Source organism: Photobacterium makurazakiensis, assembly GCF_050336715.1.
In the GTDB taxonomy this organism is placed as follows: domain Bacteria; phylum Pseudomonadota; class Gammaproteobacteria; order Enterobacterales; family Vibrionaceae; genus Photobacterium; species Photobacterium makurazakiensis.
The window spans coordinates 1-24570 of record NZ_JAKJSJ010000081.1; the positions used below are offsets into that span (position 1 = coordinate 1).

General features: G+C 40.2%; 21 protein-coding genes. 6 read left to right on the forward strand and 15 right to left on the reverse strand.

Features of this window, described 5'->3' with window-relative positions:
• From L4D09_RS25760 to L4D09_RS25800, 9 genes are all read right to left on the reverse strand, one after another.
• Positions 1–550: hypothetical protein (locus L4D09_RS25760; protein ID WP_428460412.1), on the reverse strand; the 550-nt coding region annotated here is incomplete at its 3' end.
• Positions 550–1812, reverse strand: a complete 1263-nt coding sequence (locus tag L4D09_RS25765) for a lipopolysaccharide biosynthesis protein (RefSeq protein ID WP_428460413.1) — start codon at positions 1810–1812, stop codon at positions 550–552. The genes L4D09_RS25765 and L4D09_RS25760, both read right to left, overlap by 1 nt.
• Positions 1813–1814: 2 nt before the next feature.
• Positions 1815–2873, reverse strand: a complete 1059-nt coding sequence (gene pseI / locus L4D09_RS25770) for a pseudaminic acid synthase (protein WP_428460414.1) — start codon at positions 2871–2873, stop codon at positions 1815–1817.
• A 10-nt stretch (positions 2874–2883) separates the two neighbouring features.
• Positions 2884–4413 (reverse strand): UDP-2,4-diacetamido-2,4,6-trideoxy-beta-L-altropyranose hydrolase, encoded by a 1530-nt coding sequence (gene pseG, locus L4D09_RS25775; protein ID WP_428460415.1) that lies wholly within the window; start codon positions 4411–4413, stop codon positions 2884–2886.
• Complete coding sequence (pseF, locus tag L4D09_RS25780; protein ID WP_428460416.1) at positions 4413–5105, reverse strand: pseudaminic acid cytidylyltransferase; 693 nt, start codon at positions 5103–5105, stop codon at positions 4413–4415. The genes pseG and pseF overlap by 1 nt, the downstream gene beginning before the upstream one ends.
• A complete protein-coding gene (pseC, locus tag L4D09_RS25785; protein ID WP_428460430.1) occupies positions 5105–6268 on the reverse strand; it encodes a UDP-4-amino-4,6-dideoxy-N-acetyl-beta-L-altrosamine transaminase in 1164 nt (387 codons plus the stop codon). Before pseC ends, pseF begins: the two co-directional genes overlap by 1 nt.
• 7 nt (positions 6269–6275) lie before the next feature.
• Positions 6276–7289, reverse strand: a complete 1014-nt coding sequence (gene pseB / locus L4D09_RS25790) for a UDP-N-acetylglucosamine 4,6-dehydratase (inverting) (protein WP_428460417.1) — start codon at positions 7287–7289, stop codon at positions 6276–6278.
• Between the two features lie 276 nt (positions 7290–7565).
• Positions 7566–9731: a polysaccharide biosynthesis tyrosine autokinase gene (locus L4D09_RS25795; RefSeq protein ID WP_428460418.1), complete on the reverse strand. Its 2166-nt coding sequence runs from the start codon at positions 9729–9731 to the stop codon at positions 7566–7568.
• A 131-nt stretch (positions 9732–9862) separates the two neighbouring features.
• On the reverse strand, positions 9863–11026 hold the full coding sequence (locus tag L4D09_RS25800; protein WP_428460419.1) for a polysaccharide export protein: 1164 nt from the start codon (positions 11024–11026) through the stop codon (positions 9863–9865).
• A gap of 705 nt (positions 11027–11731) precedes the next feature.
• On the opposite strand from L4D09_RS25800, the gene L4D09_RS25805 reads away from it, so the two are divergent.
• From L4D09_RS25805 to L4D09_RS25820, 4 genes are all read left to right on the forward strand, one after another.
• Positions 11732–12040, forward strand: coding sequence for a hypothetical protein (locus tag L4D09_RS25805; RefSeq protein ID WP_428460420.1), 309 nt, complete (start codon positions 11732–11734; stop codon positions 12038–12040).
• A 173-nt stretch (positions 12041–12213) separates the two neighbouring features.
• Positions 12214–12942, forward strand: coding sequence for a YjbF family lipoprotein (locus L4D09_RS25810; RefSeq protein ID WP_428460421.1), 729 nt, complete (start codon positions 12214–12216; stop codon positions 12940–12942).
• A gap of 14 nt (positions 12943–12956) precedes the next feature.
• The gene (locus L4D09_RS25815) at positions 12957–13781 is read left to right on the forward strand and encodes a capsule biosynthesis GfcC family protein (RefSeq protein ID WP_428460422.1); all 825 of its coding nucleotides are present in this window, start codon (positions 12957–12959) and stop codon (positions 13779–13781) included.
• A complete protein-coding gene (locus L4D09_RS25820) occupies positions 13781–15976 on the forward strand; it encodes a YjbH domain-containing protein (RefSeq protein ID WP_428460431.1) in 2196 nt (731 codons plus the stop codon). Before L4D09_RS25815 ends, L4D09_RS25820 begins: the two co-directional genes overlap by 1 nt.
• Before the next feature lie 882 nt (positions 15977–16858).
• Here L4D09_RS25820 and L4D09_RS25825 read toward each other — a convergent pair.
• Genes L4D09_RS25825 through L4D09_RS25835 form a run of 3 tightly spaced genes read right to left on the reverse strand, consistent with a single transcriptional unit; the run spans position 16859 to position 18225 of the window.
• Positions 16859–17119 carry a YfcL family protein gene (locus tag L4D09_RS25825; protein ID WP_428460423.1) on the reverse strand — a complete coding sequence of 87 codons (261 nt, stop codon included), beginning with the start codon at positions 17117–17119 and terminating at the stop codon, positions 16859–16861.
• Positions 17116–17649 (reverse strand): elongation factor P hydroxylase, encoded by a 534-nt coding sequence (locus L4D09_RS25830; RefSeq protein ID WP_428460432.1) that lies wholly within the window; start codon positions 17647–17649, stop codon positions 17116–17118. The genes L4D09_RS25825 and L4D09_RS25830 overlap by 4 nt, the downstream gene beginning before the upstream one ends.
• 12 nt (positions 17650–17661) lie before the next feature.
• On the reverse strand, positions 17662–18225 hold the full coding sequence (locus tag L4D09_RS25835) for a sugar transferase (RefSeq protein ID WP_428460424.1): 564 nt from the start codon (positions 18223–18225) through the stop codon (positions 17662–17664).
• A gap of 174 nt (positions 18226–18399) precedes the next feature.
• On the opposite strand from L4D09_RS25835, the gene L4D09_RS25840 reads away from it, so the two are divergent.
• Positions 18400–20292, forward strand: a complete 1893-nt coding sequence (locus L4D09_RS25840) for a polysaccharide biosynthesis protein (protein ID WP_428460425.1) — start codon at positions 18400–18402, stop codon at positions 20290–20292.
• Between the two features lie 76 nt (positions 20293–20368).
• Here L4D09_RS25840 and L4D09_RS25845 read toward each other — a convergent pair whose 3' ends face one another.
• On the reverse strand, positions 20369–21310 hold the full coding sequence (locus tag L4D09_RS25845) for an NAD-dependent epimerase/dehydratase family protein (protein ID WP_428460426.1): 942 nt from the start codon (positions 21308–21310) through the stop codon (positions 20369–20371).
• 65 nt (positions 21311–21375) lie between these two features.
• Here L4D09_RS25845 and L4D09_RS25850 point away from each other — a divergent pair, with 65 nt between their 5' ends.
• The gene (locus tag L4D09_RS25850; protein ID WP_428460427.1) at positions 21376–22533 is read left to right on the forward strand and encodes a CDP-glycerol glycerophosphotransferase family protein; all 1158 of its coding nucleotides are present in this window, start codon (positions 21376–21378) and stop codon (positions 22531–22533) included.
• A gap of 770 nt (positions 22534–23303) precedes the next feature.
• Here L4D09_RS25850 and L4D09_RS25855 read toward each other — a convergent pair.
• Both L4D09_RS25855 and L4D09_RS25860 read right to left on the reverse strand, forming a co-directional pair.
• The gene (locus L4D09_RS25855) at positions 23304–23699 is read right to left on the reverse strand and encodes an FAD synthase family protein (protein WP_428460428.1); all 396 of its coding nucleotides are present in this window, start codon (positions 23697–23699) and stop codon (positions 23304–23306) included.
• A gap of 21 nt (positions 23700–23720) precedes the next feature.
• On the reverse strand, positions 23721–24570 hold an 850-nt coding region (locus L4D09_RS25860; RefSeq protein WP_428460429.1), incomplete at its 5' end, for a stealth conserved region 3 domain-containing protein.

Genomic DNA, 24570 nt, shown 5'->3' on the forward strand with positions numbered 1-24570 from the left:
GGTCAGATACAACTATATTATTTATTTCAGTGTTATAATCGAATTTATTTTCATTTCCTTCAACCGAAGAAAAGAAAGCAATATCGCCACTAAATTTACAATTTACCATGCCGATACTTTCACAAAAGCCCTGAGTCAATGCACCTCTTGTTGTGAATGATATTGCCTTATTATCTAACTCTAATAAAACACTTCTAGAATCATCACTAACATAATCAAAAATACTAGAACCTTCCTTATTGACAATCAAAGCAGTACCTGCAGAAACAACAAATATTGGAATGTTAGTTTTCAACACTTCTTTTATATACGGATACTGCTTTTTAGCAAAGTCAGGTCGAATCGCTAAACATGCAAATATAATTGCATCTGAATCTAATATTGCCCTCTCAACATTCTCCCATGCATCTTCTCTCCAAACAGTTTCTAAAACTACATTGCTTCCTTTTAATTTAACTATCGCATCTATTAAAGAAGATGTTATTAACTGGTCACCAATATTCTTTGACCCTTCCGCAGGGTAGGTGCTAATAATTGTATATTTTTTCATTAAACTTCTCTAATTTTAAACCATGGCATATCTGTATGCCTTACCGAGTGATAATATGTCATCATTGCTCTATAAACAGTAGCAATTAAAAAGGACATAGCAACGCCTTTAAGATCATGTGTCTGTATTAAGTAAATTGAACAGAGTACATGAATGGCGCCAGATGATATCGTGACGAAGGAAAGCATACCAACTTTTTTGTTATATAACAGATAATTAGTAAACATTAAATATATTCCATTACATATTTGAGCCAAACAAAGTATTCCTACAATATTTGATGCACTTTTGTATTCGTCACCTAAGATCAATATTGATATAAATGGCACGGTATAATATACAACAACACCAATAACAATTAGAAATGCTATATATAAGTAAGTATATTTAACAATTTTACTTTTATCGCTAGCCTTGTTAGCCTTCAATTTATCAAATAACCAAGGAACATAAGCTTTATTTAATGCTTCAAAAGTAAGTGACATAATCATACTTACTTGAAGTGCAGCCATATAAATACCAGCAGATTCCAATCCAAGATGCTCTTTAATGATAACTCTATCGATTGATGCCAATAGAAATATACCAATTACGTGAGGTGTTATGCTTAAACCGTATTTTATAGATTCCGTAAAATACTCTCTTCGCAAGCAATCAAATTTAAACGTTTTTTCTAGCTTAAATGAAAGTAAACAAAACACTCCCGTAACCAGAGCCGCATAAGATATCCCATCAATTCTTCCATCCGAGCCAAAATCAAAATACATAACAAAAATCAAGGAAAGTAATACATTAATAGCACTATTTGGAACTTGCACCAGTGCATAATTTATTACTTTCTTTTTGATTTGATATTGTGATAATCTAATTTTCATTAGAAACATAGCACTAGATACAAGTACTGCTAACTTTAAATTATCGACGCTCAAATCAAAAAAACTAGTCAGTTGCTCAGAAAAAGTATAAGTAAAAACACAAACAATTAACGTACTTATAAAAAAAAGTATGATACATGCACCAATGTAGTTTTTATATTCTTCTGAATTTCGTTCAGAATAATACTCTCTGACTATTGCACCATTTACATTAAACCCAACAAATGCACCTAACAGTCCAATTAACAACTGAAACATTGCGACTTCACCATATTGACTAGGAGATAAGTACCTTGTCAATATTGGTAGAAGAAAAAAGGGTATAGTGGCACTTAAAACACTAGAACCAAAGTAAACTAAAGCTCCCGAAAAAAAACCTTTATTCATATTCAAAGCTTTAAGCATAACAATTCAGAGCTTAATGGTGTGCCACGAGCAATATCTTGAGCCGCTTTACTGCCTAATACTTCTTCATATTGTTTAGGAGCTAAACCAAACCCTGGACGAATTGAACGGACATTATCAACTGTAAAGACTTCGCCTGCTTTCACATCTTTTACCACATATAAAGAACGACGAAATTTCACATTGCCTTTCTCTGCTTCAGTACGTTCGTAGTTGACTTGACCTAGCGCCTGCCAAGCAGTTTTGGCATCTTGACACAGTTGTGCAAGTTCATGAGGTTCAAGTGAGAAGCTATCATCCGCACCACCACCACTACGATCCATGGTCACATGCTTTTCAATCAATGATGCGCCAAGTACTACGGAGGCCACAGCGGTAGCATTATCAATAGTATGATCCGACAGCCCTGACAGTACACTAAAACGTTCTGAAATATCAGCAATGGTTCGAAGGTTATATTGGTCTGCAGGCGCTGGATAGCCACTTACACAGTGAAGAACGACAAGCTCTTGGCAACCATTATCCTTTGCCGTTTTTATCGCCTCTGCAATCTCTTCTTTATTGGCCATGCCTGTCGACATAATCATCGGCTTACCGGTTTTAGCTACGCGTGCAATCAACGGCAAATCAATTAATTCAAAAGAAGCAATTTTATATGCCGGTGCATCTAACTCTTCAAGTAAATCCACCGCTGTGAAATCAAATGGGGAACTAAAGATAGTAATACCCAGCTCTTTCGCTTTATTGAACAATGGCTGATGCCACTCCCAAGGCATATGAGCACCTTTGTACAACTCATAAAGCGTTTGACCGTCCCATAAGCCACCCTTTATTTGGAATTCTTCACTGTCGCAATCAATCGTGATGGTCTCATGCGTATAGGTTTGCAACTTAATGGCATCGGCGCCCGCTTTCTTCGCTTCTTCCATAATAGCGAATGCTCGGTTTATATCACCATTATGATTAGCCGATAACTCCGCAATGATATAGGGAGGGTATTCAGGCCCAATTTTGCGACCATCAATAGTGATATAATTATTCATTTAACATTACCTATGATTTGTTTTTTCTTTGAAATGTTTCGTCTGTTAGACGGGTATAGCCAGCTTTTGAAAACAACCGCTGCGAGGCTTTATTTTCTTTCAGGACCGTTGCATTAATAACAATCTCAGGATGAACCGTCTCTAGAATTGACAAACACTGACTCGCAATCCCTTGACCAAAATAGTGAGGGTCAATGAAAATAGAAATCAAATACTCATTTTTTTGTTGCCTGTTCAGTCTGACAGCGCCAACAGCATGTAGTTGATTACCGACATACCGCTCTACAATATAAAATAAACAGTCCGAGTTAGCGATCTGCCCTTTCATCCACCGTTGATGTGCATCCCAGTTCGGTACATTCGGGTTTAACGCATATCGCCGTGTCTGAGGCAAACATTGCCAGTCATAGACTTGTGTTATGTCATTGTGAGTCGCTTTCCTTAGCATGACTTTTGTTTCGTTTTTTATCTGTTCAAATGCAATGATGATTTCCGCGACACGTTTTACCCCATAGCCATCACAGATGGCAAAAGCATTACGCCGGAATACATCATACTCTGCGAGCAACTCTTCTACGGCATCTGCAAGTGTTGACTCTATCTCTTCGACGGCAACAGGCAGTGCAGCCCGTGCTTCAGTCAAATTTTTACTGATTGTCAATTGATTATCAGCAAGGGGGACAATAATGCTTGGCAATCCTAGGCAAGCTCTTTCCCAGGAGGTTGTCCCCGGCGCACCTATCGCGAAGGTATGCTCGAACATCAACTCGGCCATGTCTTCAACAAAATCAATATGATTGATGATATCAGGGTAGCTATCTGCATAGCGCTTTACTGCCTGATAATGCGGTGCTTTGGAGGAGAGTAAGACCGTCATCATCAAGGATGGATATCCAAATGCCAACAACGCTTTCATGGTTTTCAAGGTGGCATTGGGCTGGTCTATCCCACCCATACTGATCAACACGCGGTGTGCCTTTATTGTCGCTGATTTATCAAGGGCGCGTGCTCTCAACGTACTAAACTGAGGGCGCATTGGGGCATAATCACATCCTGTTAATATCTGTGTCGCACGGTTAAATTTCGAACGATATTCATCAACAGAACGGCCTAATGTCTGATCGAGTAGCAAATCACAGTTATGCTCACGAACAAGATCATCGATGACCATGATTCGTGCATCACAAGATGATTGAATTGCTGATTCCCATTCAGTGCCAATACCATAATGATCGATAATCACCCAATCAGGATTATCGAGTTGAGCAATGAAGCTGTTCGCATCCTCTTGCTGGCTAACCTGCAACCAAGCAGCATAATCGGCTGAATGCTGTGGTGACTGCCAACTCTCAGGCTCCATCATTTCAAGCACATCATAGCCCCGGCTCTCAATATAACCGATCATGTCGCCGGGTTGACGGCGGCAGGCAAAACTGACAAGAGCCCCATGTAAGACCAGTTCATCAGCCAGTACCAGGCAGCGCATAATATGCCCACTGCCGATATGAAGGGATGCATCCGCGCGGATAACGACCTTCATTATTTTTGTATCTCCATCAAGGCAAACAACCCCTCAGCCGTTTCCCAATCTTCTAGCGTATCAATATCTTGAACTTCAATTCGGGGCAAAATAACAGGAACGCTTCGCTCAGAAAAGATCGCACGACCTTCTACAAATGCTTTTGTCGTTCCCCAGTAAAACTGGCCAGCATCATGAATCGCTTCTTCGAGATCTTGAGATCGGGTTGTTTGATGTTCGGGCATAAACATACACACCGTTCCTTCTGTCGTCAGCTTCAAGGCTCGCTGAATAGGAAACGGGAACGACGTTGCGCTGAATGCATAATCACAATCTAACTGCTGTATGCGATCCAACCCTTCCTCGAGTTTATCTGCTCGGACAAACGGAGCTGTGGCATAAATACAGCATACGAGCTCAGGCTGACAATCATGCTGTGCTAACCATACCAACGCATGCTGGATAACATCCATTGTCGTTGCATGGTCATCTGAGATATTCGTCGGCCGAATAAAAGGCACTTCTGCGCCATGTTGCTGCGCAATATCGGCAATTTCCTGATCATCCGTGGAGACAATAATCCTATCAAAACAGCCCGAATCACGGGCTGCATTTATCGAATAGGCAATCATCGGCTGTCCAAAAAAGGACTTGATATTCTTTCGGGGAATACGCTTACTTCCGCCTCGGGCAGGAATGATAGCTACACGCATTATTTCGTCTCCAGTACCTGTGCCAATACACTCACTACTTCATCCTGCTGCTCTTGCGTCATTAGGTGAAACATCGGTAAAGAAATCGCTTCGGCATAATAAGACTCCGCATGAGGGAAATCGCCTTGCTTGAATCCCATAGCCTGATAATAAGGCTGAGTATGAACAGGAATATAATGCAGATTAACGCCAATACCGTTATCACGAAGAGCGTTAAAAACTGCACGGTGAGAGAGCGATATTTGGGCGAGATCCAATCGGATCACGTATAAGTGCAAACCTGAATACGTTTCTGGTAGTTGGTAAGGGCGAATAACGGGCAATCTCGCTAACTTATCATTATATCGAGCAGACAGTTGATGACGGGCTTGGACAAATTCATCAAGCCGTGTCATCTGGCTAACACCTAATGCCGCCTGAAGCTCCGTCATACGGTAGTTATAGCCCAACTCAACTTGCTGATAATACCAACCGCCATGTGACGGTTCAGTCATCAACGCATCATCTCGGGTGATCCCATGGCTGCGGAACAGTGCCATTTTTTCAGCTAATTTGGCATCATTGGTCAATGCCGCGCCACCCTCTGCCGTCGTTACGATCTTTACCGGGTGGAAACTGAACACGGTGATATCTGAGTATTCGCAGCTCCCAATCACTGAATCTCTGTAATGCCCACCAATGGCATGAGAGGCATCTTCAATAATGGCAAAACCATATTCATCGGACAGTGCTTTAATCGCCTGCATGTCACAGGGCTGCCCACATAAGTGAACAGGCACAACCACTTTAGGTAGGCGATTGTCTAGCTTGGCCTGACGCAATTTTTCCGCTAATGCTTCAGGGCACATATTGTAGGTGTCAGGGTTGATATCAACGAAATCAACGTGGGCACCACAATATAAACCGCAATTAGCAGAGGCCACAAATGTGACAGGCGTCGTCCACAACCAGTCATCATTACCCAGACCTAGCGCTAGGCAAGCAATATGCAACGCTGAAGTTGCACTGTTTACAGCCAGTGCATGCAACGAACCCGTGTAATCTGTTAGTGCTTTTTCAAACGCAGGAACCTGAGGCCCCTGTGTCAAAAAATCCGACTTGAGAACATTCACGACCGCATCAATATCACATTGACTAATTTCTTGTTTGCCGTAAGGGATCATTGTCATCTCACACTGTAAAAGTTGGGTCAACGTGCTCTTTAATCAAATCTCGTAAACCATCAATGGTTTCCCACTCAGTATTGGTACCTGAATTGTATTTAAAACCAAATGGTACTTTTTCCGCTTTGTGGTGTTCTAAATATTCAGCTTCACTGTAGGTAAATGATACTGATGGCAAAATAGCGTAATATTTGCCAAGATCGATTGTATTCAATGAATCCGTATCAGTGATCATTTCTTCATGCAATTTCTCTCCTGGGCGAATACCTACAACTCTGGTTTCACAATCAGGTGCAATTGCTTTAGCTATATCTAGAATTTTATACGACGGGATCTTCGGTACAAAGATTTCGCCACCTAAATGATGCCCTAACGCATACATCACCATGTTCACGCCATCTTGCAATGAGATATTAAAACGTGTCATTTCTTCATGAGTAATAGGCAGTACACCTTCCTTCTTTTTATTCATGAAAAACGGGATAACTGAGCCTCGGGAGCCCATCACATTACCGTAACGTACAACACTAAACCGGATATCTTTCGAGCCACGGATATTATTCGCAGCAGCAAACAATTTATCAGAAGCCAGCTTTGTTGCACCGTAGAGGTTGATCGGTGCACAGGCCTTATCCGTTGAAAGAGCAACAACATTTTTAACGCCACATTGTAATGCAGCATGAATCACATTTTCTGCACCATCAACATTAGTTCGAATACACTCCGTCGGGTTATATTCAGCCGTATCTACTTGCTTTATTGCAGCTGCATGAATAATTACATCAACACCTTCACACGCTTGGATCATACGATCTTTATCACGCACATCACCAATGAAGAAGCGTAACTGCGGATAATCATAAGCGGGATAACGTTGCTTGATTTCAGACTGCTTCAGTTCATCACGCGAATAGATAATGATTTTTTTTACATCACTATAACGCTCTAAAATGGTTTTGATGAATTGCTTACCAAATGAGCCTGTACCGCCAGTAATCAAAACCGTTTTATTATTTAGCATTTTTTTACCTTAATTAACTTACTATCAAATATTATAATTTGATATTTGCTTACTTTTATCTCAGTCATCAATAGATACTGAAACACATTTATTCTATTTTGAGACAGCCCATTGCAGGCTACCCCTTGTAAACCTTGGGTTTTGCTTACTATTGATAAAGAGTACCAATAGGTCGCAAAAATATACTTATATAAAATCAGTTCACTTTATATATCTACAATAAAGGCACTGAAAACAGTGCCTTTATTTATAAATCAAACGATAAAGCGTAGCGCCTTATTCTTTCGATTCGTAACTATAATTGTAATAGCCGTAATTACCACCGTAATAACTGCTCGCCTTACGAACAACCGCATTAAGAATAAAGCCTTTCACTTCAATACCACTTTGTTCAAAGCGATGCTTAGTGACTTCAATTTCTTTCACGGCGTTTTGACCAAAACGACCTACTAATAATGTCGTACCCGCATGGACACCCACAATTGCAGGGTCGGTCACCGCTAAAATTGGTGGCGTATCAACAATAACAATGTCGTAATTTTCAGACGCCCAATCCATTAATGCTTTAAAGCGCGGATGCATTAACAACTCAGACGGGTTCGGTGGCACGTCACCGCGACCAATAAAATCTAGGTTATCAACGCCTGGTTGTTTAAGTAAACTTTCAATACTTGTTTGACCGCTTAAGTAATCCGAAAGACCCGGCTTAGGGTTAACCGCCATTTGTTTTTCCATTCGGCCTTTACGCATATCGGCATCAATCACCAATACTTTCGAGCCCGACTTCGCTACAACGGCTGCCATGTTTGCTGAAACAAATGATTTACCAATACCCGGACTTGGGCCTGAAATCATCAAGATGTTGTTTTTCGCTTCCATCATCGCGAAATGCAAACTGGTACGTAAGCTACGTAATGCTTCAATTGACAAATCAGCAGGGTTAGAAACAGCCAATAAGGTATCTTCAACAGTCAGTTGCTTCTTCCCTTTTTGTTTCTTCTCTAATTCAATCTGCCAATCAGACATTGGTACGCTTGCATATACAGGCAAGCCAATGGCTTCAATTTCATCAGGGTTTTCTACACCACGGTGGAAAGCAGCTCGCAGCAATGCGATAGCAACAGACAGCATGCCGCCCAGTAAGGTTGCCAATACCACAATTAATGGCTTCTTAGGCTTCACTGCATGTGTATAAGATTGTGCCGCATCTAGAATACGCACATTACCTACAGTACTGGCCTTAACAATGTTCAGCTCTTGTACTTTATTTAATAGCTGAACATAAATTTGTTGGTTTACTTCTACATCACGCGTTAAGCGAAGAATTTCACGTTGCGTTTTAGGCAACCTCTGAATCTGTCGATTTAAACGTTCACGTTCACCAAGTAACGTTTTCCGCTTATCAAGCAGAGATAAATATGCAGGGTGTTCTTTGGTGAAACGTTGAGACACTTCACTCTCTTTGAACGTCAATTCGTTTAATTGCGCTTCAATCGTCACCATCACATCAAGGGTCGATTTTGCTTCAAGTCCTAAATCAATAGACTCGTTATCTTGACGGTAACGGTTTAGCTGATCTTCAGAGCTAGTTAGCTCTGTTTTAATATCAGGTAAATGTGAACGTAAAAACTGCAAGCTATTTTCAGCCTCTGCTGAGTTTCGTGCCACATTTTGTAAAAAGTAATTTTGGCTAATATCATTTAATATTTTTTCGATGTCAGCGCGATTTTCACCTTCTAACGATAGCTGTAGAATACCGGTTTGCTTGCCACGCTCGCTTACCGTCAAATTACTCTGTAATGATTGAATCGCATCTAACCGAGAGCGTTTTTCTATCGTAAAGGTATCACCAGTCTCTGCCGATAAATCAGTAATGAATAACCTAAAGTCACTCTTTTGTACTAACTCACCGACTTTACCGCTTAGCACTTGTCGTTCATTGCTATCGAGTAACTCAAACGTTCCTTTTTCACTATCTGTTACATTTAATCTAAAGGCTGGCACATCAATATAACTAGGTACTTCAAAGCGGGTTATCGCAATACTGTTTGGCGAGCCTTGAATGCGCGCTAATCCCTTGCCTATTACTGGTAAGTAGTTTGGAGACGCAACAGTCGTTAAATTCAGCTTGTCGACGGTTTGCCCTAGAATCATTCGCGATTTAATGATTTCAACTTCTGTCGATGAGGACGACTCACTGGCAAACAACTCGCCCATATCCCCTAATGCAGGCATACCAGAACTTTTTTGTTCAACCTGAATAAGGGCATCCGCTTTATAAACCGGTGTGGCTAATAGGGCATAAGCAATACCTAAAATAGCAAACACAAAAGTGATTGCTATAATGCTCCAACGATTATCAAGCAAAATGCCAAATAATTTACCTAAATCAATTTCATCGGCGTCGTTCTGCTTAACCTGAACGCTTTGAGTAACACTCATAATTTCTTTTCAACTTAATGTTAAAGGTTGAATATTTAGCAATAGTGACGCAAAAGGCATTACTGAAAATGTTCGATTGCATCACTACGTCTACTATATCAAATTTTATGTTCTGTCTTGGAAACGGCTAGTTACCAATTTCGAACACGTAATGCACCTTCCGTCAGGTCATTAAAGCCGCTGATGGTTGGAATTAGCTGCGTAATAACGCGGTTCCAACGCGTGAGCGGCGCTGCAGTAACATAGACAATATCGTAAGGTTCAAGATCAAACTCGGTACCAATGACCAATGCCGATGCATCTTGAATATTTAGCTGATAGACATTTGCAATGACATCGCTTGTTGCCCCTGACTCATTGCTGCCGCTAGATTCATTACTGCTTTTATTACTGCGAATAACAAAAACACCCGTTGCATCAGCCGCAATCTGGTTAATGCCACCAACATTGCTCAGGGCCTCTGTCAGGCTCATACCTGCGCGATCAATCTTAAGTAGCTGAGGGTCATTCACTTCCCCCATTACAAACACTTTTTGTGCATCGTTACGCGGTACATGCACAATATCACCAGGGCGTAATAAGCGGTTTTGGGTTAAATCGCCTCTTTGCATTAAGGCATGCAACGACAAGGTTTCTTCAACACCATTTCGAGTTAAGGTCACATTACGCCAGTCGGCATCAGCAGCTAAACCACCAGCACGGTTAACCGCATCTAACAGTGTCATTGGTACATTGGTGATAGGTTGCTGACCTGGGCTATTCACTTCACCCGTTACATACGATTTCTGCGAACGGAACGAAGCAACGTTCACATCAACCTGTGGGCTTTCAATAAAAGCGGCTAGGCGTTTCGCCATTTCAGTGCGAATTTCAGTGACGGTTTTGCCTTCAACTTTTACCAAACCAATATAAGGGTAAAAGATTGTACCATCGGCATGTACCCAGTTACCTGATTCGCTTGAACTTCGGTAAGAGCCCGCAGGGATGGTTAGCTCCGGGTGGTCCCAAATGGTCACATTTAGAATATCACCAGGGCCAATGCGGTATTGATATTGTGAAATTTCAGCATCAAGGGCAGGGTTAACCTGCGAGTATGCCTGTGGTGCTTTAAACTGCCCCACCGCTGAAGCGGTAAGCGGATAAACATTAATTTGTTCGGAAATATCACTGTCCTGCTGACCACTTGTTGCAACAACATTTTTGTCATCGACAGTAAAATGCGACCCAGGCACAGTACACCCCGCCAGCATCGTCGATGCTATTGCGGAAATTAGAAGCTTCTTTGTGAAATGCATAATTTTTATTCGAAATGAAAGGAGTATGTGTAACTGGGTTAAATAGAGCCCAGAATGCCGCCTTATTTAAAAGAGATTAAACAAGACCGTATAAATAAGATGATGTAACGAATTGAATGACGTAACTATTTGAATGGCGTGACTAATTGAATAAATGAACAACTGAACAACGCGACATTCAACTACCGTGCAGCTGATAGCTTAAGAATATAACTTGAAAACAGCGCTATACTCGATGGTGTGAGCCTAATGTATGGTTTGAGTACCACTAGGCATTATTGCTGTTTTTCCATGCTACCGCCCTTGGGTTATGGTTCCCAACGACCGTCAATTCTTTATGGTTTTCGAAAAACGCCACTAAAAGCTACTTTTATAACGCCTGAATAATTCTGACTATATCAATGTAATAACGCTACTTTTACCAACGTTTTGTAGATATACACCTACAAATGTGAGACGTATTCTACACATTTTACGCCAAAATAGAAATACGATTTTGTACGCTCAACGATTGAATTTTTCTTATGATGTTCATCATAAAAATGCAACGTATTGACGGTACGAGTATAAATCTTTTATGTCACACCCTCGGTTTGATTGCACATTTTAGCTAACCGCCATATCATTGGAATGAAGGCGACGTCGCTTTTAGACTTATTTACAAAGTCACTTTTTTATAAAATTTTATAAAAATAAGGGAATAGAATGAAAAAAACCACAATTGCTCTACTAGCGGCAATGACCATGGCTAGCTCTGCATTTGCCGCAACAGAAACGGGTGCAACCGCAGGCACTGCCGGTAGCACGGGTACCGCGACTACCACAGCAACCACAACGGCTGCGACATCTACTGGTGCAGCAGCAGGTACAGCTGGCGCAACAGCCGCGGCAGCTGGCGGTATTACTGCAACAGCGGTTGCTGCAGGTGTTGCTGTTGCCGTTGCTGCTGTAGCTGTAGCTGATTCTGGTAGCAGCAACAACACAACCACATCAGTTTCTGCGGCGCAGGGTTAATCCCAAAATCTAATTATAAAAATCAGCTGTGTATTCCATAACCGTACGAGAGTGCGGTTATTTTTTTGATTCGTGCTAAATTTATTCTTAAGTACTTAAGCGTAAACAAAGTTTTGTTAGTAAAGCAGTAAACTGCCTAACCGTTTCGTTCTGTACAAGGAGCCACTCGCCGGATGCGACTTTTTACTCTCTTATCCAAAGCCACATTTGTCAGCTTTGTAGTGTTCACACTCGCGGGCTGTAGTCAGAAATTCAACGATGTTAACGACACAATGTCGCTAGCACTCTTTGGTGATCCTGATGCTCAGCTTCAAGCCGATGACGTTACCAACCTGCCTTATGCCAGTATCTACGCCCGTATCGACGAAGGCCCGCAGGCTTTCATGGTATTAGCTCTAGCCGAGCACCCAACAACATTTGGAAATGCCTCATCAAACAACAATATTACCAACAGCAATATAACGCCGATTGAACTGAAATGGCTCTCTTCAGATGGGGGCATGTTAATCACCCAGAGTGGTCGCTTAGTAAAAACCCTCAATTTGCCACAAGGCAATGTTGTGAGCACTGTCAGCCAGCAGGCCGACCCATTGACGCAAGGGTTACATTTACCCAACACCCCTCGAGCTTGGAAGCGTACGCTAGATTGGCAACCGGGTTATCACTTCGGCTATACCCTAACCTCTCTTTTTTCTCAACAAGACAATGAAGTTGTCATCATTAACGAGCAACCCATTGAAACTTTGCGTTTCAATGAATCGGTATATGTCGAACAGCTTGATATTCGCTATCAAAACCAATATTGGCTTGAGCCTACAACCGGTAACGTCATCAAATCTCGGCAAAAACTCGCACCAGGCTTGCCCTATATCGACATTACCGTGTTAAAACCGTTTTCTTAAGGTTAGGAACCCACATGCGCATTACACATACCGTTAAAATGGATTTTCAACGTCGCCTCTATCTGGTTTTTTTCCTGATTTTTGGTTCAACACTCGCCGTTGCTGAACAAACAACGACGCCCATCAAAGTGATGGTGTCAGCCGGCCATACAGACATGGCAAAGGCGGGTGGCAAACAGTTACAACTTAGCTACCCGTCTTCTGTTCGGTTAGAGCAAATATTGGCAGATAGTTTGGCTAATCTTGCACTGATATCGGTTGATGCAACCACCGACCAGCAACCCGTGTATTCGACGGGCGCTGGTCTGTTCACCCAATTCCCTCACCCTGAAAAATCAAACGTGCTTTATCAATTAGAACAATTGAGCCTACAAGCGGATGAAGACGATAAAGTGGTTTATCAGGCGCTTTATCAAGCCCTTTCAGAGCAACCTATTGGGCTGCGCATTTTTACGCCGCTAGACTACGATATGGTTCGTATTGAACGCGCTGCCAACCCGTTAATTACCCAAGATATTTCATTGGTGCTGCCGCGTCGTCCATCAACGGTACTTGTTCTTGGTGCAGTATCAAAACCCGATGTGGTTGCTTGGCAACCACGGAAAACAGCCGAGTATTATTTAGGCCATGTAGGCTCTTCCCGCCTTGCGAATAATAGTGTCGCGACGGTTATTCAGCCCGATGGTCAACTTGAAACGCACACCATTGCCTACTGGAATAAAAATCATCGTGATATCGCACCCGGTGCAACGGTTTATCTTGGCTTTTCATCTTTGCCCTCTGGCTACCGCTCTCTCAACGACGAGATCATCAATTTATTAAGGAATCGAGCACTGTGATGCATCCAGCTGTTAAAACCTCTTTATCGGCCATCACCTTGGCCATGCTGCCAGTGCTCAGTACGCAGGCAGACGAATTTAGTTATCCGACGTTTATTCCTTCTCAATCCGATTTTGGTGGTGTAGGCCTTATTCAAATGCCTACAGGCCGATCCGCAAAAGAAGGCGAATTTACGGTTGGTGCTACATATAACGATGAATACCATCATTACACTGCATCGCTACAATTACTGCCTTGGCTAGAAACCACCATTCGATATACCTTAGTACAAGACTTACTGTACAGCAGCGATGAAAGTTTTAGCGGCGACACGAAATACACCGATAAAGGCATCGACTTTAAAATTCGCTTACTTAAAGAAAGTTACTGGTTGCCAGAAACATCGTTTGGCGTACGCGATTTTGGTGGTACGGGCTTATTCGATGGTGAGTTCATTGCCGCCAGTAAGCACATTGGCCCGTTCGACTTCACCCTTGGTGTTGGCTGGGGCTATATCGGTAACAGTGGCAATCTAACGGGTGATAAATCGTTAGGCAATGACTGTGACCGCAACACTGGCTATAAAGGTAAAGGCGGAACCATTGATTTCGAACGCTGGTTTACTGGCTGTAGCGCCGTATTCGGTGGCGTTGAGTACCAGAGCCCGTGGGCGCCTTTGCGTTTGAAATTAGAATATGATGGCAATGATTATGCAAGTGACTTTCCCGTTACGCGCGGTGATGTTGACATGTCGCAAGACAGCAAATTTAATTACGGCGTGCTTTATCGATTAGGATCGTGGGGGGATGCACGTATTAGTTATGAGCGCGGTACAACGTGGACACTGGGCTTTAACTTAAACACAAACTTCAATGAGTTGAAAGCCATCTGGCATGATGATCCGGCTCCGAACTATCAGCCATCAAAAGACAGTAAAGCCGCCAATGACCTCAGCGATAGTGAATGGCTACAGCTCGCGAAAGATCTGCATCAAATCGCAGGTTATGAAGATCCAACGATATATGCTGATGAAAATACGGTAACCGTGGTTGCTCCTCAAACCAAGTACCGAGATCGCAGTGAAGCACACCAACGTGCAGCCACCCTTCTTGCGAATCAAGGGCTAGCAACAGAAGAGTATCGATTAATTGAAACCTCTAACCATCAACTGGTAACAGAAACCCGAATTAATCGTGAGCAATATGATCGCGCGGCTAATTATGAGTATTTTGAGGCATCTGTCGATGATGCAACTACCGTTACTAACCCCGACAAGCCACAAGGTACTTTGTACGCAAAATCCGATAAAGTCTGGGATGTCAGTATCGCCCCGACCCTACAGCAATCAATTGGTGGGTCTGAAGACTTTTACATGTTCAATTTCGGGATCAATGCTGGCGCTAATTACTGGTTTGGCGATCATGTCGAGCTAGGTGGTTCGGTATACATCAATATCTACGATAACTATGACAAGTTCTTATATGAAGTACCGCCCGATGGCACCGATCTAAAACGTGTCCGGACTTTGGTTCGTCAATACATTAATGACAACCCAGTTCGTATGGATAACCTTCAGCTAACTTGGATGGATCGCCTAAGCGATAATTGGTATAGCCAAGCTTATGGCGGCTACTTAGAGATGATGTTCGGTGGCGTAGGTGGTGAGGTACTCTACCGCCCGCAAGGTAGTAACTGGGCCTTTGGTATTGATGCTAACTATGTAGTGCAGCGAGATCCTGACTCACAATTTGGTTTTTTTACTGAAGAAGAACAATTCGATCCTATCACTAATCGATCGTATCGCGTTCAAACTGGGGCTTTAACCGGCCACGCTACGGTCTATTACCAACCGCAGTGGCAGTGGTTACCCAATACCCTGTTCAAAGTGAGTGCTGGTCAGTATTTGACAGAGGACTACGGTGTAACCGTCGATTTTTCAAAACAGTTCGATAGCGGTGTTATTGCTGGAGCCTTTGTGGCTAAAACAAATTTATCTGCCGATGAATTTGGCGAAGGTAGCTTTAATAAAGGGTTCTACATTTCGATCCCATTCGATGTAATGACCGTTAAACCAAGTACTAATCGCGCAACCATATCTTGGTTACCACTCTCTCGAGATGGCGGGCAAATGCTTAATCGGAAATACAGCCTTTACGGTGTGACCGATGCGCGTTCACCCTGGTATAGCCGTAAAGCTATGGACGCAAAGCAATAGACTAACTAACCAGTTGTCAGCGTTCGGTATGTAGTAAACAATGGTTAAATGCTAGTGATGGCGTTTAACCATTTTTATTATTGAGCGCTAATAGTTTGACCAAATTATTAATTTTGCCCAACTAATAATACATCAAGGCTTGATATACCATGCATAAATACAACACATACGTTAACGACAACCCATAATGACAATATGGCAATCTATATGCTCATAATTATATTCAAGATCACCACCTTAAGTGCACCAAGTTTCATCAGTCGAGTGCACTTTATTACCAAATAAAATAAACCTAATTAATTCAACAACTAATTATAAATCCATGTAATTATCCAGTTAATATATAAAATAGTATATTTACCTTAATCGTTGATAATCGCTTTAATACTTAAAACGTAAAAAATAAGAGCTTTAAATAAAAAGTGTGACATTTTGCTAAGTAATCTATTTTTCATTATCAAGCATGTCAATAATAGACTATTATTATATCTATAACTACGACGCCAATATATTGGCGCAAAAATCTTATACGACAAATTATTGCGTCAAAAAAACGACGATACAAATAGAAGAGGCGAAATGCATGTTCAGGGCATATGCTCACTTTTCAGTGAATCACCCATATATTCACATATTCAATTTATTGATTATTGTGGTGACGTTCATTGTTAGTGGCTATCAAGTTTTAGCAAATGAAAATCTTCTTTTTGCTGGCGGTCTTTTATTTATTATTATTCCTGCCTTTATTTTTGCTCGGTCATCTGACTATAAGCGTAAATATTTAAGTGCGAATAATTAATAATTAGACTCTACGCCTAAATAAAAAGACAAAAAAGCACCTATAGGTGCTTTTTTTATAAATATAATATCTTATGCTTCGCTTTAAGCCTGTTTTAGCTGCTGCCACATATCTTTCACAATCAGTTGATCTGCAGGTGTTAATTCAGATTGGGCTGCTGATAAGCTTGAATCAACTTCTTCATTCATCTGAATAATATCCGCTTTACCTGCTAACTCGCAGCTCGCAGCTGATAACGAGATATGACCACGAAGGTAACCGCCAGCAAATAGCTCATCGTCTGATGCAGTCTCAACCATTTGGTCGATCTGGGTTAACAGCTTTTCTTCATATTGCTGGATCATGTTTCTCTCTCAAAGTCAGTCGGTTGTAGTGATTCAACCTGATAAAATTTACGCAGCGCATTTGATAAGGTTAATGCGCGCTCTGGTATACCTTGTTCGAGGTATACCAACACTTGCTCGCGTACTGTGTTGGTAAAGCCAGCTCTATCTGGCTCACAATTGCCGTTCAGATTATCACAACTCACTTGAAAGCGAAAACCGCAGCTCGCGGCTAAAATCCACTCAATGGCTTGGGGTTTAATCTCGACCTTTTCAAACTCTGCTTGCACGGCTTCTGTACGGCCATCAGGTTCATACCAATAGCCATAATCTTCCAGTAAGCGTCGCTTCGGGCCAGCAATACACCAATGGGCAATTTCATGTAATGCAGAGGCAAAATAGCCTCTGGCGAAAATAACCCGATGATATGGGTTAGTATCACCAGCGGGTAGATAAATAGGTTCATCACCGCCCAGAACAAGCTCAGTATTATAGGTTGATACGAAAATTCGATTGAATAACGCAATTAAATCATCGTTTTTATGTTCTATCATCATTTTAAATTATCGTTTCACGCGATCGCCTGCACCTTTACCTATCGCCGTTTGCAAAATATATGCAAAATAGGCAGACAAGGTAAAAGTATCGATCATTTCTTTATCGAGCTTAGCGAGTTTTTCTGGTGTAGACATATCAATGCCATTGATTTGAGCTAAACCCGTGATGCCAGGCAGCACTTGAGTAACGCCACGCGTTTCACGTTCGGTGATTAACTCGGTTTGATTAAACAAGCAAGGGCGAGGGCCAACAAAGCTCATTTCACCTTTTAGTACATTAATCAACTGCGGAAGTTCGTCTATCTTGGTTTTACGCAGGAAATTGCCTAACTTCGTCACTGAGCTAGCATCAACCAAATGTGTTGCAACCGATTTGGTTGCGACAGGCATAGTGCGGAATTTGTATAAGGTGAATGGTCGTTTGCTTTTTCCTACTCGAGTTTGAGCAAAAATGGGAGAGCCAGTGTCATACAGTCCAACTATGTATATCAACCCCAAAAAAGGGATAGTCAAGCTAATACCAACCAGCGCTAATAATATATCAAGAACTCTTATGAGTGGCGACTGCATACTACGATTACCTTAAATCTTTTTGAGTTCGCAAGTCTAAATGCGCACTTGCTTAAGTGCAAGTAACAACCTTGGATATAAATCAACCTTAAAGTAGAAATTATGAAGACAGCACTGGCTAGATTAAGAGCAACCATTTAATATAAAAGCGCAATCCAATTGGTGTACCTACATATGCTTCAACCTATTTTAAGTTTATTCAGCGCTAAACGTACTACAAAACGAATCATCACTGTTCTATATGATATCCTTGCTATAAATTGTGCTTTATACTTAGCTATTGCACTCCGCACAGGAAAAATGACTATACCATTTGGGTATGAAGAGATCGGTAGTTTTCTGATTACAATGCTAATCACTTTACTGATTTTTACCAAGCTAGGGCTATACCGCGCTGTTCTTAGGTATATGATCGTTCCTGCATTAGGTCATATTACCCTCGCTGTAATGCTTTCGGCCCTTGCGTTAGCAATATCTAGCTTCTACACCCATTCGTATATACACCGTAGCGTGCCAGCAATATATGCAGGTATTGCCGTCCTTTTCCTTGGCGCGCCAAGGGTTCTCGTTCGCATGTACTTCGACCGCTACTATAGAAAAGGCAAACCACACGTTCTTATCTATGGTGCCGGATCAACAGGTCGCGATCTCGCTTATGCGCTTAGACAAGGCTCTGAATATCATCCAGTTGCTATGCTCGATGACGATAAAAAGAAGTGCGGTAACATTATCTACGGATTAAAAGTTTACCATAGCAATGAATTTGAACAGCTTAACAGCCTCTATCAACCTGTAAAACTCTTGCTTGCAATAAACAATATCAGTACAGGTGAACGCTTAAGGTTAGTTAACAAGCTATCAAGATGGCCTCTAGAAATCCAGTCAGTGCCATCAGTTGAAGATATCGCTTCTGGAAAATCGAGCCTAACAGAAATTAAAGATCTCGATGTTGCTGATTTGCTTGGTCGTGATGGCATCGCTCCCAAAGAAAATTTAATGAAGGCATGCATCGAATCAAAGTCAGTAATGATAACTGGTGCAGGCGGCTCAATTGGCTCTGAGTTGTGTCGCCAGATTGCCCGTAGAAAACCTAAAATAATCCTGCTATTCGAACTTAACGAGTACAACCTTTACAAGATAGAACGTGAACTACAGCAATTCATAAAGTTTACTAACCAAGAAACTAAAGTTGTTGCTGCTTTAGGCTCCGTCCAGCACAAAAACCGGCTTGAAAACTTAATACGTAACTATCAAGTTGATACTGTATATCATGCTGCAGCATACAAGCATGTACCCATTGTTGAGCACAATACGATTGAGGGTATTCGCAACAATGTTTTTGGTACCTGGTTTACGGCTGAAGCCGCAATGAAAAATGGTGTGAGTAACTTTGTTCTTATCTCAACCGATAAAGCAGTAAGGCCAACCAATGTCATGGGGGCGAGTAAACGTATGGCGGAACTCGTTTTGCAGGCATTAGCAGGCGCCGGGAGCAAAACTAATTTCACGATGGTGAGGTTTGGTAATGTTCTAGGGTCATCTGGCTCAGTTGTTCCCCTTTTCAGAGATCAAATTAAAAAAGGTGGACCTGTTACAGTTACCCACCCAGACATCACTCGCTATTTCATGCTAATACCTGAAGCAGCTCAGCTAGTCATTCAAGCTGGCGCTATTGCCCACAACGGACAGGTCTTTGTACTTGATATGAACGAGCCAGTAAAAATTTTGGACCTCGCTAAACGAATGATCCAACTTATGGGATTGACGGAAAAAACCAGTGAAGAATGTAACGGTGATATTGAAATCAAGTTTACAGGCTTAAGGCCTGGAGAAAAGCTCTATGAAGAACTATTGATCGGTGAAAATGTCACAGGGACTGAGCACCCTAAAATTATGACGGCCCAAGAAGATAAACTAACTTGGCCTGAAATGGAGCTAGTTTTGGGTGATCTTAATAAAGCCTGCCATGATACAGACTTGGTTAAGGTACGCGAGATCTTGCTAAATACTCCAACGGGCTATACACCAGAAGGTGAAATTTACGATCACCTCTACAAGCAGCCTTAACAAATGCATACCTACCCCAAGTAAAATCCAATTACTTGGGGTAAAGAAGTCCCTAAGGTTTGCTTGATATTCTAACTTAATGTTTTTTTGAAAACGTCATTTCTAAATTACTCACAGGGTTCCACCCCAATAGTGTCTTCGCTTTCTCATTACTTATGACGAGATCATCAAATAGTTGCGATGCAAGCGTAGACTTGCCCAATATTCGTGCAGCAAAACGCATAAAGCTCACAGGTACTGGTAGTTGTATTACTCTCCCACCCTCAGCTTTAGCCAGAATATTAATCAGGTGCTTAGTTGATATCGGCTGATTATCCGCTGCTAAAAAAATCTGGTTAACAGCACTAGGGTGGCCAACACATAATTTGATAAGTGATGTCAAATTATCAATAAAAACAAAGCTTTTGCGATTACTCACTAAACCAAAAGGCAAAACTGGAATCATTTTGACTAGCTTACTTAGTCGTTCTATATTACCGGGAGCGCCCTTCCCATACACGAGAGCAGGCCTTACAATCACAAGTTCAATTCCTAGCATTTCTGCTTCTAACTTTAATTGCTGCTCAGCTTCATATTTAGAGATAGCGTAATCAGATACAGGATTCGGGCTTTGCTCTTCCGAAAACGCAGTTCCGTAAGTGGCGTTACCATTCACTCCAATTGAGCTGATAAACACAAAGCGACTGACATTATATGCCGAAGCCTGCTGTAATAACGCAACAGCTCCATTACAGTTAACACTCAGAAATTCCTCGATTGGGTTTGTACATGTCTCTTTAGTGACATGCGCCCTTGCAGCTAAGTGTACAACCGTATCTACATCTTCAAGTGCGTGAGACCAGTCTGTTTCAGTAGAGATATTGCCAACTGACACCACATCCATTTCCGGCGAAAAAGTGCCTGGTACAATATTAGACATATCTCGCACTGCTGCTCTTACCGAACATGTCTCTGCTAGTACTGTCACTAGTTCCCTGCCGATAAAACCATTGGCTCCCGTTACTAATACTCTTTTCAATGACAACACTCTTAATTGCAAAATGAATATGTTATATTATTCTATCAAGTTTATTGGTGGTTAGCATGTGGTCAATTAGCAACAAAAACAAATTTCTAATTCAACGATTTATAGATGCCGCTTCAGGCTTTATCCTTTCTTTATTCTTTATTTTTGGAAAAAGACAGAAAAGAATCATCTTTAACTCAACGGTTAATAAAGATTTCACCTTTAACTCAAAGTACCTTTTTATTAATGAAAAAGATAACTTTGAAAAGGCTGGTTATGAAGTAAAGTTCATTATTAACGACTTTAAACGTAGAGAACAACTAAAAGAAATATATGGTGACTACTTTATTAGTTCAAAAGGATTAAAACAAAAGAAATATATTTTGAATGCATCATGCTGGATCATGAGTACAATGGATGCCCCTATAACAGGTCTTTTCATGAACCATAGTCGATTAGTTATTCAACTTGGCCACGGTACACCAATTAAAAATATTGGTTTAATGGATCAATCTGCTAGTTTACTTAAAAAACTTTATTACCGCATGATGAGTACCAACATTACTTACTATTTGAGTCCATCTGAATTTTTTGCAGAGTACATAGGCAAAGCATTTGGTGTAAAACAAAATCAAGTGCTTATTGCAAGACAACCGAGGTTAGATTCTATGTCTAGCGGAAAGTCTGAATTCATAGAAAGCTTCAGAAAAAATAAAGAAACCAAACTTATTCTTTATACTCCAACATGGCGCCCATACAGCGATGTTAAACTGTTTCCATTTCCTGACTACAACAAAGAAACTCTAGAAAAAACCTTAAAAGAAGAAAATACGGTTATCTTCTTACGTCTACATCCAAAGTTTGAAGTCAACCTTTCAGAGTATCTGAATGATAACGTTATAAATCTTGATTCAAGTAAAGCAGAAGACATCACAGAACATTTAGACCAATTTGATGCCCTACTAACCGATTATTCAAGTATTTACTGTGACTTTGCGATGTTGAATAAACCTGTCGGTTTTGTTCCCTATGATCTTAAAGAGTACGAGGAAAATGTCGGATTTTCTCATGATTACAAAGAATTAACATGGGGAGGTGATATAAAAAAAACATCTGACATAGTGAAGTTATCAAATATTTACACGAAGAAAAAAGTACATGTTAGCACCATAAACAAGTTAAATGAGAATGGTGCATACAGCATTTTAACTGAGTTAGTTAAAGTGTCGTCGTAATACTCGTTGATTTAATAGTAACGATCTTACTGAAGTATTAGTTATACGAGTTACCATTAGCATCAATATGGCAACAAGTATGTGAATGTTAGTATTTATCAAAACAAATATTAATCCTATAAAAAATATAAGATATAAAAATCCACTACTCACTTGAACAAACTGTTTACCATCAAGGTTTAACATATTAAGTAGTTTTGTTTGATGATCTTGAAATAGCACATATTCAACTATAGTTGTATAAACCATAACAACAAAGATAAAATATAGCGCATAAAACGGACTTAAAACTGTAAAAAATAACATACTAATAGTTATTAACATTACATCAGATAATGCGGTAGAAAAAGACACATAAGTTTTATTAACAACATTACTCTTTATTATTTCATCATCATATGTATAATCATCAGTAAGTAACTTGCTTTTTTGTTTATTTATTATATTACCTTTTAATATATGGATGACCATATCCAATATATAAAGCAGTACAACAATAAAAACCAAAATAACAATATATGTAGTTCTACMAAGTTGGTTTTCAATATCACTCAGGAGAGATATGTTTTTAGCTCCAGACAATAAAAATAAAAGCTTAATGGGTATAAACATTACAAACATATTTATGTATTTATAAACAAACGTTAGGATAGCAATCTTATAAATATCTAACTTTGCTTCAAATACATACAACCTTCGTAATAAATATAGCTGCTTTATATATAATAATGAGCAAACAAATGATAATTTTAATTTATTTAATGATAACATTATATACTTTTTGCAATTTCAATTAATTCAGAAGTTGATATAGAAGGTGTACGAGGGAAGTATACAACTTCACATATATCTGAAAACTCATCAAATTTTCCTTTCCAATCATCACCCATAGCTAATATATCAGCCTTATAAAACTCAATATACTCTCGTTTTTTCTCTAATGATCTCTCAATAAAAACTTCATCGACAAAACGCAATGATCCAACAATTTTAAGTCTACTATCTTGATCATATAATGGATGGCGAGATTTCTTACTATAATTTAGTTCATCACTTGAAATACCGACTATTAGCGTATCTCCTAAAGAAGCACAACGCTCTAAGATATTTATATGTCCAATATGGAAAACATCAAACGTCCCAAATGTAATTACACGCTTATTCAATTAAATAACTCCCGCCAACAGCTACTTCTCAACTGGTGATTTAAAAGGATATAAAGATTCCATAGTATTACGGAAAACTTGATTAATTTCAAGTTGTGGCAAATGATCAGAATCAACATCATTAACACAAAACATTTTCGCCCTATTTTTTATCGTCTTATAAGGCATATATGTCAATCTAACTTTATAATCATAATCACCTAAATTTATATAACTATAAGTTGTATTAGATGGAAATGCAGTGCCGTTAGAAAAACTATAGTAATGATACAATGAAGATACAATTGAGTAATCAAACTTACTCCTAACTCTTTGCTTCCTATTCAAATCAAAAATTTGTGAGTAATCTCTTTCCAGCCGACTTAGAGTACTAACTTTTAAAGATATTGGGGTATGTTTAAATTTTCGTTGAGACTTAAAATTAAACTTCTCATTAAGAAAAGACATATTATTTCTTGCTGCAACATCTACTGGCAACGAATCACATGACAGTGAGAATGGTATAAAAGTTGCGTCAGATAAGAAAAACTTACTCGCTTTACCGAAAGGCGTAAAAAAGTCGCTTTTTTCAACTTTTTTACCTAGAAAAACATCATCATTAAAATACAAAAAGCAGTCAGATAAACCGTCTATTTTATGTAAATTAGATTCAATCGCATGAGAGTTAAAAACAGGAAGTACATTATGATCTGGAAAAATATCTTTATGATCAATAATTATCACTTTCTTACATTCAACTAGCCAATCAGGTACTTGCGAATCTGTAACAATATAAATATTTCTTACCCAGCTTGCATACATGAGAACTGACCGAATTGAGTATTTCAATTCATCACGACTTCTAAAGCGGCTATCTGAAGCTGCACTATTT

Coding starts and splice junctions, on each gene's coding strand:
- L4D09_RS25765 (WP_428460413.1), bottom strand. CDS start 1,812: ATGAATAAAGGTTTTTTTTCGGGAGCTTTAGTTTACTTTGGTTCTAGT.
- pseI (WP_428460414.1), bottom strand. CDS start 2,873: ATGAATAATTATATCACTATTGATGGTCGCAAAATTGGGCCTGAATAC.
- pseG (WP_428460415.1), bottom strand. CDS start 4,413: ATGAAGGTCGTTATCCGCGCGGATGCATCCCTTCATATCGGCAGTGGG.
- pseF (WP_428460416.1), bottom strand. CDS start 5,105: ATGCGTGTAGCTATCATTCCTGCCCGAGGCGGAAGTAAGCGTATTCCC.
- pseC (WP_428460430.1), bottom strand. CDS start 6,268: ATGATCCCTTACGGCAAACAAGAAATTAGTCAATGTGATATTGATGCG.
- pseB (WP_428460417.1), bottom strand. CDS start 7,289: ATGCTAAATAATAAAACGGTTTTGATTACTGGCGGTACAGGCTCATTT.
- L4D09_RS25795 (WP_428460418.1), bottom strand. CDS start 9,731: ATGAGTGTTACTCAAAGCGTTCAGGTTAAGCAGAACGACGCCGATGAA.
- L4D09_RS25800 (WP_428460419.1), bottom strand. CDS start 11,026: ATGCATTTCACAAAGAAGCTTCTAATTTCCGCAATAGCATCGACGATG.
- L4D09_RS25805 (WP_428460420.1), top strand. CDS start 11,732: ATGAAAAAAACCACAATTGCTCTACTAGCGGCAATGACCATGGCTAGC.
- L4D09_RS25810 (WP_428460421.1), top strand. CDS start 12,214: ATGCGACTTTTTACTCTCTTATCCAAAGCCACATTTGTCAGCTTTGTA.
- L4D09_RS25815 (WP_428460422.1), top strand. CDS start 12,957: ATGCGCATTACACATACCGTTAAAATGGATTTTCAACGTCGCCTCTAT.
- L4D09_RS25820 (WP_428460431.1), top strand. CDS start 13,781: ATGCATCCAGCTGTTAAAACCTCTTTATCGGCCATCACCTTGGCCATG.
- L4D09_RS25825 (WP_428460423.1), bottom strand. CDS start 17,119: ATGATCCAGCAATATGAAGAAAAGCTGTTAACCCAGATCGACCAAATG.
- L4D09_RS25835 (WP_428460424.1), bottom strand. CDS start 18,225: ATGCAGTCGCCACTCATAAGAGTTCTTGATATATTATTAGCGCTGGTT.
- L4D09_RS25840 (WP_428460425.1), top strand. CDS start 18,400: ATGCTTCAACCTATTTTAAGTTTATTCAGCGCTAAACGTACTACAAAA.
- L4D09_RS25850 (WP_428460427.1), top strand. CDS start 21,376: ATGTGGTCAATTAGCAACAAAAACAAATTTCTAATTCAACGATTTATA.